Annotated in this window: 17 protein-coding genes; 5 read left to right on the top strand and 12 right to left on the bottom strand. The window is 67.6% G+C overall.

What is annotated here, in order from left to right; translation table 11 throughout:
• Positions 1-15 precede the first annotated feature (15 nt).
• The 5 genes from LRP66_RS11450 to LRP66_RS11470 all read right to left on the bottom strand — a co-directional run bounded on the left by LRP66_RS11450 (position 16) and on the right by LRP66_RS11470 (position 4,774).
• Positions 16-672 carry an SdpI family protein gene (locus tag LRP66_RS11450; protein WP_230482726.1) on the bottom strand — a complete coding sequence of 219 codons (657 nt, stop codon included), beginning with the start codon at positions 670-672 and terminating at the stop codon, positions 16-18.
• Positions 654-956, bottom strand: coding sequence for an ArsR/SmtB family transcription factor (locus LRP66_RS11455; RefSeq protein WP_230482727.1), 303 nt, complete (start codon positions 954-956; stop codon positions 654-656). Before LRP66_RS11455 ends, LRP66_RS11450 begins: the two co-directional genes overlap by 19 nt.
• A gap of 114 nt (positions 957-1,070) precedes the next feature.
• Positions 1,071-2,546: a phytoene desaturase gene (locus LRP66_RS11460; protein WP_230482728.1), complete on the bottom strand. Its 1,476-nt coding sequence runs from the start codon at positions 2,544-2,546 to the stop codon at positions 1,071-1,073.
• Positions 2,543-3,703, bottom strand: coding sequence for a lycopene beta-cyclase CrtY (gene crtY / locus LRP66_RS11465; RefSeq protein ID WP_230482729.1), 1,161 nt, complete (start codon positions 3,701-3,703; stop codon positions 2,543-2,545). The genes LRP66_RS11460 and crtY overlap by 4 nt, the downstream gene beginning before the upstream one ends.
• A gap of 48 nt (positions 3,704-3,751) precedes the next feature.
• The gene (locus tag LRP66_RS11470) at positions 3,752-4,774 is read right to left on the bottom strand and encodes a YncE family protein (RefSeq protein ID WP_230482730.1); all 1,023 of its coding nucleotides are present in this window, start codon (positions 4,772-4,774) and stop codon (positions 3,752-3,754) included.
• A gap of 158 nt (positions 4,775-4,932) precedes the next feature.
• On the opposite strand from LRP66_RS11470, the gene LRP66_RS11475 reads away from it, so the two are divergent.
• Together LRP66_RS11475 and LRP66_RS11480 are read left to right on the top strand one after the other, a co-directional pair.
• Positions 4,933-5,364: a TIGR01244 family sulfur transferase gene (locus tag LRP66_RS11475; RefSeq protein ID WP_230482731.1), complete on the top strand. Its 432-nt coding sequence runs from the start codon at positions 4,933-4,935 to the stop codon at positions 5,362-5,364.
• On the top strand, positions 5,361-5,777 hold the full coding sequence (locus LRP66_RS11480; RefSeq protein ID WP_230482732.1) for a hypothetical protein: 417 nt from the start codon (positions 5,361-5,363) through the stop codon (positions 5,775-5,777). The genes LRP66_RS11475 and LRP66_RS11480 overlap by 4 nt, the downstream gene beginning before the upstream one ends.
• Positions 5,778-5,802: 25 nt before the next feature.
• Here LRP66_RS11480 and LRP66_RS11485 read toward each other — a convergent pair whose 3' ends face one another.
• The 3 genes from LRP66_RS11485 to LRP66_RS11495 are packed head-to-tail and all read right to left on the bottom strand — an operon-like array spanning position 5,803 to position 8,519.
• Positions 5,803-7,032 (bottom strand): SAM-dependent methyltransferase, encoded by a 1,230-nt coding sequence (locus tag LRP66_RS11485; protein ID WP_230482733.1) that lies wholly within the window; start codon positions 7,030-7,032, stop codon positions 5,803-5,805.
• Positions 7,033-7,050: 18 nt separating this feature from the next.
• Positions 7,051-7,794 carry a molybdopterin-dependent oxidoreductase gene (locus tag LRP66_RS11490; RefSeq protein WP_230482734.1) on the bottom strand — a complete coding sequence of 248 codons (744 nt, stop codon included), beginning with the start codon at positions 7,792-7,794 and terminating at the stop codon, positions 7,051-7,053.
• The gene (locus LRP66_RS11495; RefSeq protein ID WP_230482735.1) at positions 7,791-8,519 is read right to left on the bottom strand and encodes a cytochrome b/b6 domain-containing protein; all 729 of its coding nucleotides are present in this window, start codon (positions 8,517-8,519) and stop codon (positions 7,791-7,793) included. Before LRP66_RS11495 ends, LRP66_RS11490 begins: the two co-directional genes overlap by 4 nt.
• A 27-nt stretch (positions 8,520-8,546) precedes the next feature.
• On the opposite strand from LRP66_RS11495, the gene LRP66_RS11500 reads away from it, so the two are divergent.
• On the top strand, positions 8,547-9,167 hold the full coding sequence (locus tag LRP66_RS11500; RefSeq protein WP_230482736.1) for a flavin reductase family protein: 621 nt from the start codon (positions 8,547-8,549) through the stop codon (positions 9,165-9,167).
• 30 nt (positions 9,168-9,197) lie between these two features.
• Here LRP66_RS11500 and LRP66_RS11505 read toward each other — a convergent pair whose 3' ends face one another.
• The 4 genes from LRP66_RS11505 to LRP66_RS11520 form a co-directional block, all read right to left on the bottom strand.
• Entirely contained in the window at positions 9,198-9,956 is a 759-nt protein-coding gene (locus LRP66_RS11505; RefSeq protein ID WP_230482737.1) for a sulfite exporter TauE/SafE family protein, read from the bottom strand.
• A 160-nt stretch (positions 9,957-10,116) separates the two neighbouring features.
• On the bottom strand, positions 10,117-11,325 hold the full coding sequence (gene rlmN, locus LRP66_RS11510) for a 23S rRNA (adenine(2503)-C(2))-methyltransferase RlmN (RefSeq protein WP_230482738.1): 1,209 nt from the start codon (positions 11,323-11,325) through the stop codon (positions 10,117-10,119).
• A gap of 75 nt (positions 11,326-11,400) precedes the next feature.
• Complete coding sequence (locus LRP66_RS11515; RefSeq protein ID WP_443026693.1) at positions 11,401-11,898, bottom strand: invasion associated locus B family protein; 498 nt, start codon at positions 11,896-11,898, stop codon at positions 11,401-11,403.
• Positions 11,865-12,524 carry a histidine phosphatase family protein gene (locus tag LRP66_RS11520; protein ID WP_230482740.1) on the bottom strand — a complete coding sequence of 220 codons (660 nt, stop codon included), beginning with the start codon at positions 12,522-12,524 and terminating at the stop codon, positions 11,865-11,867. Before LRP66_RS11520 ends, LRP66_RS11515 begins: the two co-directional genes overlap by 34 nt.
• A 139-nt stretch (positions 12,525-12,663) precedes the next feature.
• Between LRP66_RS11520 and LRP66_RS11525 the strand changes: the two genes are divergently transcribed.
• A complete protein-coding gene (locus LRP66_RS11525) occupies positions 12,664-13,278 on the top strand; it encodes an outer membrane protein (RefSeq protein ID WP_230482741.1) in 615 nt (204 codons plus the stop codon).
• A 151-nt stretch (positions 13,279-13,429) separates the two neighbouring features.
• Positions 13,430-14,545 (top strand): DNA polymerase III subunit beta, encoded by a 1,116-nt coding sequence (gene dnaN / locus LRP66_RS11530; RefSeq protein WP_230482742.1) that lies wholly within the window; start codon positions 13,430-13,432, stop codon positions 14,543-14,545.
• The last annotated feature ends 80 nt before the right edge of the window (positions 14,546-14,625 follow it).

The raw sequence follows: 14,625 nt of genomic DNA on the forward strand, positions 1-14,625 counted from the left end.
CCCTTGCGATGCGGTTCAGCGCGGGCGTGTCGCCCGCCAGCGGAAATAGGAAAACACCACCGGCGTCAGCGCGGCGGAGAGGAGCGCGGTGGTGACGATCCCGCCCCGCGCCCCGGTGTCCATGGGCAGTATCGCGACGACGACGATCGCCAGCCCCGTGCCTGCGAACAGCCAGCCGCCGAAGCGGTGGGTCGCGATCCAGTTGTCGGTATCGGTGATCGTCCAGGGCGTTCGGATGCCGACGAAGAAGCCCGGCCGCGACTTGGGCAGCGTATTGCCGATCGCGATCAGAAAGAAGCCCAGACCGACGAGCAACATGCTCCCCGGCGGCGTCCAGCCGAAAGCGGGCCCCGCGACCATCGCCTCGATCCCGACGAACAGCGCCAATATCCCCGCCCAGGCCGCGCGGAGCAGCGGCGCGCTGCCCTCCAGATTGCTTTGCAGCGGTTCGATTCGGGGCAGCGTCGCCATCATCGCCGAGGTCACGATGGTCAGGATGACCGGCATGAACAGCGCATGGGCTGCTCCGGCATAATGGTCTGCCTGCCCGGCGGCGTTCCAATGCGTCGGCAGCATCGTGCCCGGCGGCAATCGGCTGAGCGCCAATGCGGACACCAGCGCCATGCCGCCCGCCACCAGGGCAGAGGCGAGGATCAACGGTCGGAAGGACATGACTTCACCCCCTCGGCAACATCCTCACCCACCCCCAGTCGGGTCATGAAGCCCATCACCACTTGCTCCAGCACCGAGAGGTTGAGCGTGTAGAGGATGGTCGTGCCCTGCTGCTCCGCCCGGATCAGTCCGGCGGCTTTCAGCTTGGCGAAATGCGCCGACATGGTGGGGCGGGACACGTCGAACGCGTCGGCGATCGCCCCCGCCGACAACCCGCCACCGCGCAGCATCTCCAGGATGCGGCGGCGCGTGGGGTGGGCGAGGGCTTCGAACACCGGGTCCATCGCCGATACTTAGCATGGACGCTAATTAGTGAGAAGGCTAAATTACAGGACGCCCCGCTCCTCCGCTCCGTTCAGGCCGAACGGGGCGGGGTAATCGGAAACCGGAGGGCGGGGTTACCGCCGCTCCAGCATCAATGCCGCCGTCGCCTTCGCGCTTCCGACCACGCCGGGAATTCCCGCGCCCGGATGCGTGCCCGCGCCGACGAAATACAGGTTCGGTATCGAGTCGTCGCGGTTGTGGACCCGGAAATAGGCGCTCTGGGTCAGGATCGGCTCGAGCGAGAAGGCCGAACCCATATGCGCATTCAGGTCGGTCGCGAAATCCGCCGGGGCATAATGGAATTTGGTCACGATCCGCTCATGGATGTCGGGGATCAGGCGGCGGCCGACCTCGTCCAGGATGCGCTTTTCCAGGATCGGCCCGACCTCGTCCCAGTCCATCGGGAACTTGCCCATGTGCGGCACCGGGGCGAGCGCGTAGAAGGTCGAATGCCCCTCGGGCGCGAGGCTCGGATCGGTGACGGTCGGGTGATGGAGGTAGAGCGAGAAATCCTCCGACAGCACGCCGGTGTCGTAGATATCGGTCAGCAGCCCCTTATAGCGCGGGCCGAACAGGATCATGTGGTGCGGGATGCCCGGCCAGGCGCCCTTGATGCCGAAATGCACGACGAAGAGCGACGGCGAATAGCGCTTGCGTTCCAGCCGGTTGACCGCGCGCCGCGCCGAACGATTGTCGGCGAGCAGGTCGCGGTAGCTGTGCATGATGTCGGCGTTGGTCGCGACGGCATCGGCCTGGATGGTCAGGCCGCTTCTGGTCACCACGCCGGTCGCGCGGTCGCCCAGCGTCTCGATCCGCGTCACGGGATCACCCAGGCGCAGCACGCCGCCGATCCGCTCGAACTGCGCGACCATGCCGGCGACGAGGCGATTGGTGCCGCCGCGCGCGAACCAGACCCCGCCGTCGCGCTCCAGCTTGTGGATCAGCGCATAGATGGCGCTGGTCGTCATCGGATTGCCGCCGACCAGCAAGGTGTGGAAGGACAGTGCCTCGCGCAGCTTCTCCGACTTCACGAATTTGGAAACCATGGCGTAGACCGAATTCCACGCCTGATACTTCGCCAGCGCGGGCGCGGCCTTCACCATCGAGGCGAAGTCGAGAAACGCGACATGGCCGAGCTTCTCGTAACCCTCGCGGTAGACGCCCGCCGCATAATCGAGGAACTTGCCATAGCCCGCGATATCGTCGGGGTTCAGCTTGGCGATCTCCGAGCGGAGCTGCGTGTCGTCGTTGCTGTAGTCGAAATTGGTGCCGTCGACCCAGTTGAGCCGGTAGAAGGGGCTGACGGGGTCGAGTTGCACATCCTCCGACATCGAGCGCCCGGTCAGGCCCCAGAGCTCCTCCAGGCAGGCGGGATCGGTGATGACGGTGGGACCGGCGTCGAAGGTGAAGCCGTCGCGTTCCCAGTAATAGGCGCGCCCGCCCGGCTTGTCGCGTGCCTCGACGATGGTGGTCTGTACGCCCGCCGACTGCAGGCGGATGGCGAGCGCCAGCCCGCCAAAGCCCGACCCGATGACGACCGCGCTCTTCATGCCCGGCCCCGCAGCGCGGCGATGGCGCGCAGGATCGGCACCGGCGGCCGTCCGGTCAAAACTCGTGCCTTGTCGGCCATGGTCGATTGCCCCGCATAAAATCGCCCGATCAGACCGGGCGGAAGACGATAGAAACGCTCGAGAACGCGGTATCGCTCATCCGGCTCCGCCGCCTTGAACAACATCGTGTCGAGCATACGGTAGAAGCCGCGCGCGTCCCAGGCGTCGCGTGCCATGCGATAGGTCGCATCGTGCAGGTCGGCCCCCGCGAAATCACGCCGCGCGGCCAGCATCGCCGCCATGCGGATCGCATCGGGCAGCGAATAGCCGGTGGTCGGGTGGAACAGCCCGGCGCGCATCCCGGCCTTGGGCGTCCGCGCGCCCCCGCTGCGCCAGTAATTGTCGAAGTCGCCGCCCATCGCGACCGGAAGCACCCCCGCTTCCTCGCGCAGCACCTCCGCCGTCTGCCAGTCGCGCGCCTCGGCATAGCGTTCGATCCGCTGGACGATGGCGCGCCGGTTCAGCTCGGACGAGGTCGAGTAATAGGTGTCCTCGACAAAGATCCGATCCTCGGCGAAGGGCAGGGTGTAGACGAAGCGATAGCCGTCGAGTTGCTTGACGGTGGCGTCCATGACGACCGGCCGCTCGCTGCCGTGCGGGCGGGTCAGGCGGAGTTCCTGGCCGACGAACTTCTGCCAGCCGCAGGACAGCGAAGACAGGTCGCCCGCGCCGCGCGCGTCGATCACGCCGGTCGCCTCGACCCGGTCGCCATCGGCGAAGACGGCGGCGGTCGCGGTCACCGACAGCACCTTGTGCCCCAGCATCAAGGCTTCGGGCGGCAGGACGCGGCGAACCTCTGCATCGAGCCTGTGGCTCTCGATCGAATAATAGGTCTGGTTGAGCGTTCGCGCATGCGCCGGAAAGGCGACGTCATAGCCGCGCCAGCCATGCGCGACGAGCCGCTCGACGATCCAGCGATCGGCCTTGGCCACGTCGCTGCCGAAGAAGGACCAGATATGGTTGCCGCCGATCGTCTCGCCCGCGTCGATCAGGCGCACGTCGAGCGCGGGGTGACGCGCTTTCAGCGCCAGCGCGATCAGCCCACCGGCCAGGCCCGCGCCAATGATCGCGACATCGCAGGAGATTTTGGCAGCCATCGCCGCACCGCTACCGTAAAGCGCGGGCGAGGCAAAGAGCCGGTGCCATTACAGGAGGACGGCCGTGTCCGGCGAATCGCCGGTCGCGAAGCCCCCGACGATCCGCCACGCCGCCAGATCGACGATCGCGATCCGGTTATCCTCCAGCGCGGCATAGAGGATCGATCCGCCCGCGGGCAGGTTCAGGCCCGGCGCGGCGGCGGGCAGGGGAAGCCGCGCCTCCTCCGCCAGGGTCGTCGGGGAGTGGCGGGTCAGGCTCTTGTTCGCCGTGTTGGAGATGATGAGGCGGCCATCGGGCTGGACGATCACCCGCACCGCCTCGCCGCGCAGGCCGATGCGCGCGCGCGGGCGCAGCGTGACCGCATCGAGCGCGTGGAGAACGCCCGCCGGACGATCGATCACATAGAGTGTGCGCTCGTCGGGGCTGAGCGCCAATCCCTCGGGTGCGGTGCCGATATGCTGCTTGACCGGTGCGAAGCTGGCATCGTCGGGGTTCACCATGATGACCATGCCGCTCATCGTGTCGGCGACATAGGCGCGGGTGCCATCGGCCTTCACCACGAAATAATGGCTGCGCGCGCCGCCGACCGGTATCATCCGGTCGGGGCTCGTCGCGGTGGCGGGCTGGTCGAACCGGGCGAGCAGGCTGTCGGTCTCGGACAGCGCGTAGAGCCGCCCCCTGGCGTCCAGCCGCACCCCGTGCCAGCGGCGATGCGGCGCCAGGTCGATCGCGTGCGCGAGCTTGCGCGCGGTGAGGTCGATGACCCAGAGTTGATGACCGCCTTCGCCGCCGAACTGCCAGCCCTTCACGCCATAGCTACCGACATAGGCGAAGCGGCCCGCCGGATCGGCCACCATTTCATGCGGTTGCGGCCCCAGCTCGATCGTGCCGGTGCGGCGACCGCCGGGCAGGTCGTAAAAGGCGACGCGTCCCGCGCCCTTCTCGACCACGGCCAGCGTGCCGGGGCGGGGCCCCGCCGCCTGGGCACGGCGCCAGGCGAGGGGGACGGCGGCGGCGGCGCCCAGCGCGGCGAGGCCCCAAAGCCCCTGGCGACGATCGATCAGCGACATGGGGCGAGGCTCCGGCAGATAGGCATCGTCGATCAGACGTGGCGGCGCGCCGGTTGTTCCCGATTTTCCCGGCCGAGGCGGCGTCCGATGCATGTTTTCCGCGTCATGAACGTTCGCCACCAGTTGCGGTGAAACGGCCCAATAGATAGGTGAGTCGCATGATCCGCCCCCTGAATGAAAGCGTCGCCGTCGCCCCCCAGATTCGCCCCGAGGATATCGCGGCGATCAAGGCGGCGGGCTATACGGCCATCGTCAACAACCGCCCCGATGGCGAGGAAGCGGGCCAGCCCGACGGCCACTCGATCCGTGCGGCGGCGGAGGACCAGGGGCTCGCCTATACCGCGATCCCGGTGACGCCCGGCGGGTTCAGCCACGAGATGGTCGATCAGATGACCCAGGCGCTGGTCGAGGCCAAGGGGCCGGTCCTCGCCTATTGCCGGTCGGGCACGCGAAGCTGCAACCTCTGGGCGCTGGCGGCGGCCAAGGCGGGGCGCAATCCGACGCTGATCGTCATGCAGGCCGAAACGGCGGGCTATGACCTGTCCGGTCTTCGCCCGACCCTCGACGCGCTGGCGGACGCGGCGGGATGACCCTGCCGGGCATCGGCACGCTGGACGACGGCCTGGTACGGACCGTCGCCGCCGGTGTCGTCGCGGCGGCGGCCGTGATCCTGTTGCTGTTCGGCGTGCTCAAGCTGCTCCGCCGCGCCAAGCCCCGGCTCGGCACGCCCGAGGATGTCGCGGCGGCGGCCGAGGCGGCGCTGGCGGGGTTCGCGGTGTCGGGCGCGGTGGTGGGCGCGGACGGTCAGGGCGCGCTGGCGGTGGCCGCCGACGGACGCGTCGCGGCGATCAAGCTGGCCGGCCGCCGCCTCGTCGTTCGCGAAATCCCCTGGACCCGCGTCCGCTCCACCGCGGAGGGTATCATCGCCGAGGTCGAGGGGCGGTTCGGACCGGTCACGCTCGCCGGGGTCGACGTGCTGGACATCAGGCGCCTTCGCGCCTGACCGGTCCTTCCCGACCCGCTGAGGATTATCGGTCGCGCAGCGCGCGTTCGCCCTCGAACATGTAATCGCGCGTGACCGGCACCGAGAGGCGCCCGCGGGTGAGCTGCACCTGATAGTTGCACAGGCCCCCGTTGCGGAACGCCGCGCCCGCACCGGCCAGATAGAACAGCCACATGCGGTAGAAACGCTCGTCATACAGCTCGACGATCCGGTCCTTCGCCGCCACCGTCCGGTCGTACCAGATGTCGAGCGTCCAGCCATAATGGCAGCGCAGCACCTCGACATCGGTCAGGAACATGCGCAACCCTTCCTGTGCGCGCACGATCTCGGACAGGGCGGGGTTGTAGCCGCCGGGGAAGATATATTTGGTCGTCCAGTCGTCGGTGACGCCGGGGCCGTTGAACCGCCCGATCGTGTGGAGCAGCATCACGCCGTCCTCGGTCAGCAGGTCGCGGCACTTGCGGAAGAAGGTGCGATATTGCGGCGGGCCGACATGCTCGAACATGCCGACCGAGACGATTCGGTCGAACTGCCCCTCCACCCGGCGATAGTCGATCAGCTCGAACTTGACCTTGTCCGCGACGCCCAGCGCCTCGGCGCGCGCGCGCGCGACCTTCAGCTGTTCCTCGGACAGGGTGACGCCCAGCACTTCGGCACCGCACATCTGGTGCAGATACAGCGCCATGCCGCCCCAGCCGCACCCGATGTCGAGGACGCGCATCCCCGGCTCGATCGCCAGCTTGGCGGCGATATGCGCCTTCTTGTCGCGCTGTGCCCGTTCCAGATCATTGGCCGGGTCGGTGAAATAGGCGCAGCTATATTGCTTGTCGGTGTCGAGGAAGAGTTCGTAGAGCGTGCCCGACAGGTCGTAATGATGCGCGACGTTCTTCTTCGACCGTCGCTCCATGTTGATCCGGTCGAGCCGATGCTTGATCGCCCCCGCCGCGCGCACGAAGCGCGAGGGGTTCAGGTTCGCGCGGCCCGCTTCCCATTTGTCGTTGGCGGTCAGCAGCTCGACCAGATCGCGGACGTCGCCCTTCTCGACGAGCAGGCGGCCGTCCATGAAGCATTCGCCCGCCGCGAGCGCGGGATTGCGGACGATCTGCCCCGCGACCCTCGAATCGGTGAAGCGGATCGCGACATCGGGATAGCCGGGTTCGGGCGTCCCGAATTCGCGGACCGTGCCGTTATGGTGTGTAAGCGTCAGGCGGCCCTTGCGGACCCCGCGCGACAGAAAGAGATCGATCAGCGCCATATGGCACCGACTAGTGCCTTAAATCCCGGCATACCAGTCATAATCGACATGGTCTTCCCAGTATCCCCCCTTGCCTAAACCTATGTTGGACAGGCTTGCGACCGCATCGATGCGCATCAGATATTTGGCGTGCTTGTAACCGAGCTGCCGCTCAACCCGGAGCCGCAGGGGAGCGCCGTGCCCGACGTCGAGCATCCGCCCGTTCATGCCCCAGGCCAGGATCGTCTGCGGGTGGAAGGCGTCGATCAGGTCGAGCGACTCGTAATAGGGCTGGCCCCCGTACAGGTCGGCGCAGGTGAAGACGATATAGCGCGCAGCGGTGCTGATATCGGCGGCCTTCAGGATGTTGCCCAGCATCGGCCCCATCCATTCGCCGATCGCGCTCCACCCCTCGACACAGTCGTGGCGGGTGATCTGGCGGCGCGCGGGGAACTCGCCGATCTGCCGCAGCGACAGCGACAGCGGCTTGCCGACCAGCCCGCCGACGTTCAGCCGCCAGTCCTCGAACCGATTGGCGAGCATCGCGGCATATTCGGGGGTGCCGGGATTGCGGGTGCCGTTGGTGCGGAAATAAGGCGACATCTGGTCGCGTCGATATTCGGGCGCCAGCGCGCCCCGGTCCATCAGCGCGCGTTGCAGCCCTTTTTGCATATCCTCGCCCGCGAACAGGATCTTGCGCGCGGTCGGCTGCTCGATGATCCTGTCACACCCGGTCAGGAGCAGCCCGGCCCCGCCGGTCAGGATGGTACGACGTCGGATCATTCGGGAACCCTCCAGCGGCCGGTGATCATCGATCGCATTTCGTTGAGCGGGCCAGCCAGGATCACCAGCACCAGATGGACGATAATGAACAGCGTCAGCAGGGTGGCGGTGATGAAATGGATCGATCGCGCCGACTGCCGCCCGCCCAGCAGTTCCAGCACCCAGGGCCAGGCCGCGTTCATGCCCGGCGACAGCGCGATGCCGGTCAGGATGGCGAGCGGCAGCGCGACGAACAGCACGAGCACGTAACTCAGCTTCTGGAACAGGTTGTAACGACGCGGATCCCGTTCGTCATGGAAGCGGAACGCCAGATGTCGCCGGGCATCCGCCCACATGGCGGCGGGGCGCAGCTCGCGTCCCCGGATGCGCAGGTCGCGCTGGAAATGCCGCGTGACCAGCCCGCCGATCATATGGACGAGCAGCCCGAAGCCCAGCACCAGCGCGAAGAACAGGTGCCAGCGTCGCGAGATGGCGAGATTATACTGCGCGGGTATCGTGATCCAGCTCGGGAAATGCGGCAGGTTCAACCAGGCCGGGTCGAAATTGGCGCCATAGCGTCCCCAATAGAGCCGGGGATGCGCGTTGGAGATGCCCAGCCCCGAGCCGAGCAGGATCAGCACCGCGACCGCATTGACCCAGTGCCAGACCCGCGTCACCAGTCCATGGCGGCGAATGACCGTCGCCGCCGGGGGTCTTTGCGGCTCCTGCGGCGTTGGCGCTTCCATCCATTCTCCCTTTCGGTGATCCACGGCATGATCCAGAACTGGCACTTCTACGAACCCGTCAACGGCCATGGCCTGGCGCATGATCCCTTGAACGCGATCGTCGCGCCCCGGCCGATCGGCTGGATCGGCAGCCGGTCGGCGAAGGGCGTCAACAATCTGGCACCTTACAGCTTTTTCAACGTCTTCAACTACCGCCCACCGCTGATCGGCTTTTCGTCGCAGGGGTGGAAGGACTCGGTCGCCAATATCGCCGAGACCAAGGTCTTCACCTGGAACCTCGCCACGGTCGCGCTTGCCGAAGCGATGAACGCCAGCGCCGCCGGGGTGGCGGCGGAGGTCGACGAGTTCGCGCTGTCCGGAATGACCGCCGAGGACGGGCGGCTGGTCCCCGCACCGCGAGTCGCCGACAGTCCGGTCTCGTTCGAATGTCGCCTGACCCAGTTGATCCGGCTGGAGACCAAGGAGGGCCGCGCGCTCGATCAGTGGCTGGTCATCGGCGAGGCGGTCGGCATCCATATCGACGCCGCGATGATCGAGGACGGCATCTATCAGACCGCCCGCGCCCGCCCGATCCTGCGGGGCGGCGGGCCGGTCGACTATTTCGAGGTGACCGAGGCCGCGCGTTTCGAGATGCGGCGGCCGGGATAGCGGCCGTTCGGCCGCGGTCGGACCGCCTCGTTACATATAGCCCCGCCAGAAGAACACCGCCGTCGTCACCGTCGTCAGCATCAGCGTCCAGCCCCGGATCAGCCCGGCGGGAAGCTTGCGGCCGATCAGCGCGCCGCTCCACCCGCCCAGCACGCCGCCCGCCAGCATCGGCAGGCACTGCGCCCAGGCGACCATGCCGGTCAGGATGAAGACGAGCGTCGCCGCCGCATTGGCGGTCGCCAGCATCAGGGTGCGCGGCGCGGCGAGCTGCGCGGGGTCGCGCCCCGACAACAGACCCCAGGCGGCGGTCAGCATCATGCCGATGCCGCCGCCGAAATAGCCGCCATAGATGCCCAGCACCGCCTGCGCTCCCATCAGCGCGCGCGGGCCCGGGGTCGCGATCCGTGCGAGCCAGTCCGACGCACGCCGCCCGCCCGCGATCGCCAGCGTCGCGGTCAGCAGCAGCCAGGGCACGATAAGGTCGAATGCACGCGGCGGGGTCAGGAACAGCAGGATGCTGCCCAGCAGGGCGAAGACGAAGGTCAGCGCGGCCATGCGTCGCATCGTCACCCCCATCACCGGCTCCAGGCCGTGGCGATAGGCGAAGGCGCTCGCCATCGCCGCGGGCTGGAGCGCGACGTTGGAGGTGGCGTTGGCGATGGTCGAGGGCAGGCCGAGCGCGATCAGCGTCGGCATGGTCGAGAAACTGCCCCCGCCCGCCAGCGCGTTCATCGCGCCGCCGAGGAATCCGCCGGCGGCGGCGAGGGCGAGGAAGGGCCAGTCGATCATCGGGGGTTCCGTGCCTCAGGGGGACGGGCTTGCCCCTCCACCATCCTTCGGATGGTCCCCCTCCCCATCGGAGATGGGGAGGAATAGGGTGCCGCTCAAATCCTCCCCATCTCCGATGGGGAGGGGGACCGCCGGGCGTCAGCCCGGTGGTGGAGGGGCTTCACCCCAGGGCCGCGAACTTTTCTTCCGCCTCGCGGTCCAACTGCGCCCGGCTCCTCTTCTCGGCCGCCGTCTTCAATTGACCGCAGGCCGCATCGATGTCGCGCCCGCGCGGGGTGCGGACCGGCGCGGAGATGCCGCCCTCGAACACGATATCGGAGAAGCGGCGGATCCGCTCCGGCGTCGAGCATTCGTAATCCGCGCCGGGCCAGGGGTTGAACGGGATCAGGTTCACCTTGGCGGGCAGGTCGTACTGGCGCAGCAGCCGGACCAGCTCGTGCGCATCGGCGTCCGAGTCGTTCTTGTCCTTCAGCATCACATATTCGAAGGTGATGCGCCGGGCATTATTGGCACCCGGATAGTCCGCGCACGCCTGAAGCAGTTCTTCGATGCCGTATTTCTTGTTGAGCGGGACCAGCTCGTCACGCACGTCCTTGGTCACGGCGTGGAGCGAGACCGCCAGGTTCACCCCGATCTCCGCGCCCGCGCGCGCCATCATCGGGACGACACCGCTGGTCGACAGGGTGATGCGCCGCTTGGACAAGGCCAGGCCGTCGCCGTCCATCACCAGCTTCAGCGCGTCGCGCACCGCATCGAAGTTATAGAGCGGCTCGCCCATGCCCATCATGACGATGTTGGTCAGCATCCGCCCCTCGGGCTGGCTGGGCCATTCGCCGAGCGAATCGCGCGCCAGCATGACCTGCCCGACGATCTCGCCCGCGGTCAGGTTGCGGACGAGTCGCATCGTACCGGTATGGCAGAAGCGGCAGTTGAGCGTGCAGCCCACCTGGCTCGACACGCACAACGTCCCCCGATCGGCATCGGGAATGAAGACCATCTCGTAATCCTGGCCGTCGGGCGAGCGGAGCAGCCATTTGCGCGTGCCGTCGCTGGACACCTGCGCCTCGACCACGTCGGGACGGCCGATGACGAAGCGTTCCTCCAGCCAGGGATGCTGCGCCTTGGCGATGTCGGTCATGTCGGCGAAGCGCGTGGCGCCGCGATTGTAGAGCCAGTGCCAGATCTGCTTGGAGCGCAGCTTGGCCTGCTTCACTTCCATGCCCGCGGACAGCAGCGCCTCGCGCAACTGGTCCTTGGTCAGGCCGATCAGGTCGACACGCCCATCGGGGCGCGGCTGGACACCGCGCGGCACGGGCACGGGATCGATGTGCCCGGGGATGGGCATGGGGGCGGCCGATACTGTCTGCATGGGGCGCCCATAGCGTAAAATCGCGAGGATTTCCACAGCGGCGATTCATCCTCCCCGGTACGGGGAGGTGGCAGGTCAGCCGACACACGCCAGGGTCGCCGCATCGATCGCCGCCGCCGCGCCCGCAAGCGCATAGGTGTCGGCGAAGGGGCGGCGACGGGTGTCGACGGCCGAGACGCTCATGCTCCGGCCCGAGCGCATCGCGGCGACCAGCGCATGGTCGGTCGCGGCATCGGGCGCCCATACATCGCGGTCGCCCCCCACCAGCGGAAAGCGGCGCTCGCCGATCGCCAGCGTCACCGGCGCGGCACGGTCGCGGGCGATACTGAGGTGCAGATGGAAGGATTCGCGCAGGCGGCGCGCGGGCCAGGTGCCGACGGTGGCGAACCCGTCCGGGCGTCCGTTCGCGAGCACCGGCCTGGCGATGGCGTAGCAGCGATCGGGATCGCGGAACGCGCCCCAGCCCTTGTAGATGCCGATCGACTCACGCGCGATCACGGGCGCGGCCATGAGCGCCAGCAACAGCGAGAGCCGCCGCCTCACGCGACCGCCCGGTGGACCAGCGTCTCGCATCCGCCCTCGATCATCACGATCGACCCCTGCGGCAGGCGTTCAGCGACCGGCACGCCGCACAGCGCATCGTCCGCCAGCCCCAGCATCAGCCCGCGCAACACCCGGCTCGACAGGCCATGCATCAGGATCAGCCGGTCGCCGTCATGGTCATGCGTATCCGCCAGCCACGCGGCCAATCGCCCGGCCATCGCCGCATAGCCTTCGCCATCTGGCGCGCCGACCGCCATGCCGTGCGGGTGGACGATCGGGCCATGAATCGCGGCAAGCTCGGCGAAATCCCGCCCGCCCCAGCTTCCGAAGCCCAGTTCGATCAGCCGCATGTCCTGATGCGTGGCATGCCAGTCGAGCCCCAGATGCTCGGCGATCACCGCCAGTGTCTGGAGCGCCCGACCGGTGGGGGACGACCACAGGGTCAGCGCTGGCGCCGCGCCGAGCCCGTCGCGCAGAATCTGTCCCAGCGCCTCGGCCTGCGCGAAGCCGCGCCGGGTCAGCGGCGTGTGAAGCTCGGCCCGATTCCCCTGGATCCGGCCGATCCGGTTGAACACGGTCTCGCCATGCCGGGCGATGAAGTCGCGGCCCCGACGCGGATTTGCGATGCGCGGGGGCAGGGTATCGGGCGTCGGCATGGGCGGACCCTGTCGCGGCTGTTGCCCGGATGCAACGCTTTTTCCTGTTTAGCTGAGGTTCATGCAACGGCCGGGCTTTCCCGCCATTGAGCCCCTGACCGCCAACGTAACGGCGGCCTGTACAGTAACGGAGTAGTTTATGCGTAAGCTCATGCTCGCCGCCCTGGCGACCTCGGCCGCTCTCGCCGCCGCGGCCCCCGCCGCCGCCCAGACGACCACGGGCCAGCCCTTCACGGGTTTCCGCGTCGAGGGCCTGATCGGCTATGACAGCCTCAACGACCGCCAGGGCCAGGACGGCAGTTCGAGCGACGGCGTGCTCTACGGCGCGGGTATCGGATACGACATTCCGATGGGCCCGGTCATCGTCGGTGCCGAAGGCGAGATCACCGGCTCCAGCGCCGACACGCGCAGCAACGGTATCCGCGTGCCCGGCGACGAATTCCGCCTCAAGGCTGGCCGTGACCTCTATGCCGGTGCGCGCGTCGGCTATGTCATCTCGCCGGTCGCGATGGCCTATCTGAAGGCGGGCTACACCAACGCCAAGTTCGATGCGCGCTATACCACGGCGGGCGTCACCAACTCGAACGACCAGGAAGTCGGCGGCTATCGCCTGGGTGCGGGTCTGGAATATGCGATCAGCCCCAACACCTTCGTAAAGGGCGAATATCGTTATTCGCACTATGACGAACTCGATGGCGTCGGCATCAACCCGAACCGGCATCAGTTGCTCGCCGGGCTGGGCCTGCGTTTCTGAGCCGGAATTCTTTTCCACATTAACGGTGGTTTTACTACCAGTGATGGAGGGGTCGAAGCCTTGCTTCGGCCCCTTCTTGGCGGGTAGGAACCAAGGCCATTTATCACTAGCGGACTCGGACCATGCGGTCGTTCCGGCGGGGGATCAGGAAATGAAGGCGACGATCGAACGCGCAACGCTGCTCAAGGGTTTGAGCCATGTCCAGTCGGTGGTGGAGCGGCGGAACACGATTCCGATCCTGTCCAACGTGCTGCTGGAGGCGACGGCCGAGGGCCAGTTGCGGATGATGGCGACCGATCTGGACTTGCAGATCAACGACAGCGTGATGGCCGCGGTCGACCAGCCGGGTTCGACCACCGTGTCGGCGCACACCCTGTTCGACATCGCGCGCAAGCTGCCCGAGGGCGCGCAGGTCCAGCTGACCGCCGCCGAGGGGCGGATGACGATCGTCGCCGGGCGCGCGCGCTTCTCGCTCGGCACGCTGCCGCGCGACGACTTCCCGGTGATCGCCGAGGGCGAGCTGCCGACCCAGTTCGAGCTGCCGGTGGAACTGCTCAAGCAGATCATCGACAAGACGCGCTTCGCCATCTCGACCGAAGAGACGCGCTATTATCTGAACGGCATCTTCCTGCACGTCGCCGAGGAAAATGGCGCGCCCGTGCTGAAGGCCGCCGCGACCGACGGCCACCGCCTGGCGCGCGTCACGATCGAACGCCCCAGCGGTGCCGAGGGGATGCCCGACGTGATCGTGCCGCGTAAGTGCGTGGCCGAGCTGCGCAAGCTGCTCGACGAGGTGGACGGTTCGGTCGGCGTGTCGCTGTCGGGCACCAAGATCCGCTTCGACCTGGGCCAGGCGATCCTGACGTCGAAGCTGATCGACGGCACCTTCCCCGATTACAGCCGCGTCATCCCGACCGCGAACGACAAGATCCTGAAGCTGGACCCCAAGGCGTTCATGCAGGGCGTCGATCGCGTGTCGACCATCGCGACCGAGAAGACCCGCGCGGTCAAGATGGCGCTCGACCGCGACAGGATCACCCTGTCGGTCAGCAGCCCGGAAAACGGCACCGCGTCGGAAGAGGTCCCCGGCGAATATACGTCGCTCGGCTTCGAGATCGGGTTCAACAGCCGCTATCTGCTCGACATCCTGGCGCAGATCGACAGCGACCTGGTGGAAGTCCACCTCGCCGATGCCGCGGCGCCGACCCTCATCCGCGAGAACGACAAGGCGCCCGCGCTGTACGTTCTGATGCCGATGCGGGTCTGATGTAATCCTCCCCGGTACGGGGAGGTGGCAGGCCGAAGGCCTGACGGAGGGGGGCTTCCGCAAAGGACATGCCTAGCGGC

Origin of the sequence: Sphingomonas sp. Leaf21 (genome assembly GCF_916858675.1) — a bacterium.
Taxonomy (GTDB): Bacteria; Pseudomonadota; Alphaproteobacteria; order Sphingomonadales; family Sphingomonadaceae; genus Sphingomonas.

Coding starts and splice junctions, on each gene's coding strand:
- rlmN (WP_230482738.1), bottom strand. CDS start 11,325: ATGCAGACAGTATCGGCCGCCCCCATGCCCATCCCCGGGCACATCGAT.
- LRP66_RS11460 (WP_230482728.1), bottom strand. CDS start 2,546: ATGAAGAGCGCGGTCGTCATCGGGTCGGGCTTTGGCGGGCTGGCGCTC.
- LRP66_RS11520 (WP_230482740.1), bottom strand. CDS start 12,524: ATGCCGACGCCCGATACCCTGCCCCCGCGCATCGCAAATCCGCGTCGG.
- LRP66_RS11475 (WP_230482731.1), top strand. CDS start 4,933: ATGATCCGCCCCCTGAATGAAAGCGTCGCCGTCGCCCCCCAGATTCGC.
- dnaN (WP_230482742.1), top strand. CDS start 13,430: ATGAAGGCGACGATCGAACGCGCAACGCTGCTCAAGGGTTTGAGCCAT.
- LRP66_RS11505 (WP_230482737.1), bottom strand. CDS start 9,956: ATGATCGACTGGCCCTTCCTCGCCCTCGCCGCCGCCGGCGGATTCCTC.
- LRP66_RS11490 (WP_230482734.1), bottom strand. CDS start 7,794: ATGATCCGACGTCGTACCATCCTGACCGGCGGGGCCGGGCTGCTCCTG.
- LRP66_RS11455 (WP_230482727.1), bottom strand. CDS start 956: ATGGACCCGGTGTTCGAAGCCCTCGCCCACCCCACGCGCCGCCGCATC.
- LRP66_RS11515 (WP_443026693.1), bottom strand. CDS start 11,898: ATGCGAGACGCTGGTCCACCGGGCGGTCGCGTGAGGCGGCGGCTCTCG.
- LRP66_RS11450 (WP_230482726.1), bottom strand. CDS start 672: ATGTCCTTCCGACCGTTGATCCTCGCCTCTGCCCTGGTGGCGGGCGGC.
- LRP66_RS11525 (WP_230482741.1), top strand. CDS start 12,664: ATGCGTAAGCTCATGCTCGCCGCCCTGGCGACCTCGGCCGCTCTCGCC.
- LRP66_RS11470 (WP_230482730.1), bottom strand. CDS start 4,774: ATGTCGCTGATCGATCGTCGCCAGGGGCTTTGGGGCCTCGCCGCGCTG.
- crtY (WP_230482729.1), bottom strand. CDS start 3,703: ATGGCTGCCAAAATCTCCTGCGATGTCGCGATCATTGGCGCGGGCCTG.
- LRP66_RS11500 (WP_230482736.1), top strand. CDS start 8,547: ATGATCCAGAACTGGCACTTCTACGAACCCGTCAACGGCCATGGCCTG.
- LRP66_RS11480 (WP_230482732.1), top strand. CDS start 5,361: ATGACCCTGCCGGGCATCGGCACGCTGGACGACGGCCTGGTACGGACC.
- LRP66_RS11495 (WP_230482735.1), bottom strand. CDS start 8,519: ATGGAAGCGCCAACGCCGCAGGAGCCGCAAAGACCCCCGGCGGCGACG.
- LRP66_RS11485 (WP_230482733.1), bottom strand. CDS start 7,032: ATGGCGCTGATCGATCTCTTTCTGTCGCGCGGGGTCCGCAAGGGCCGC.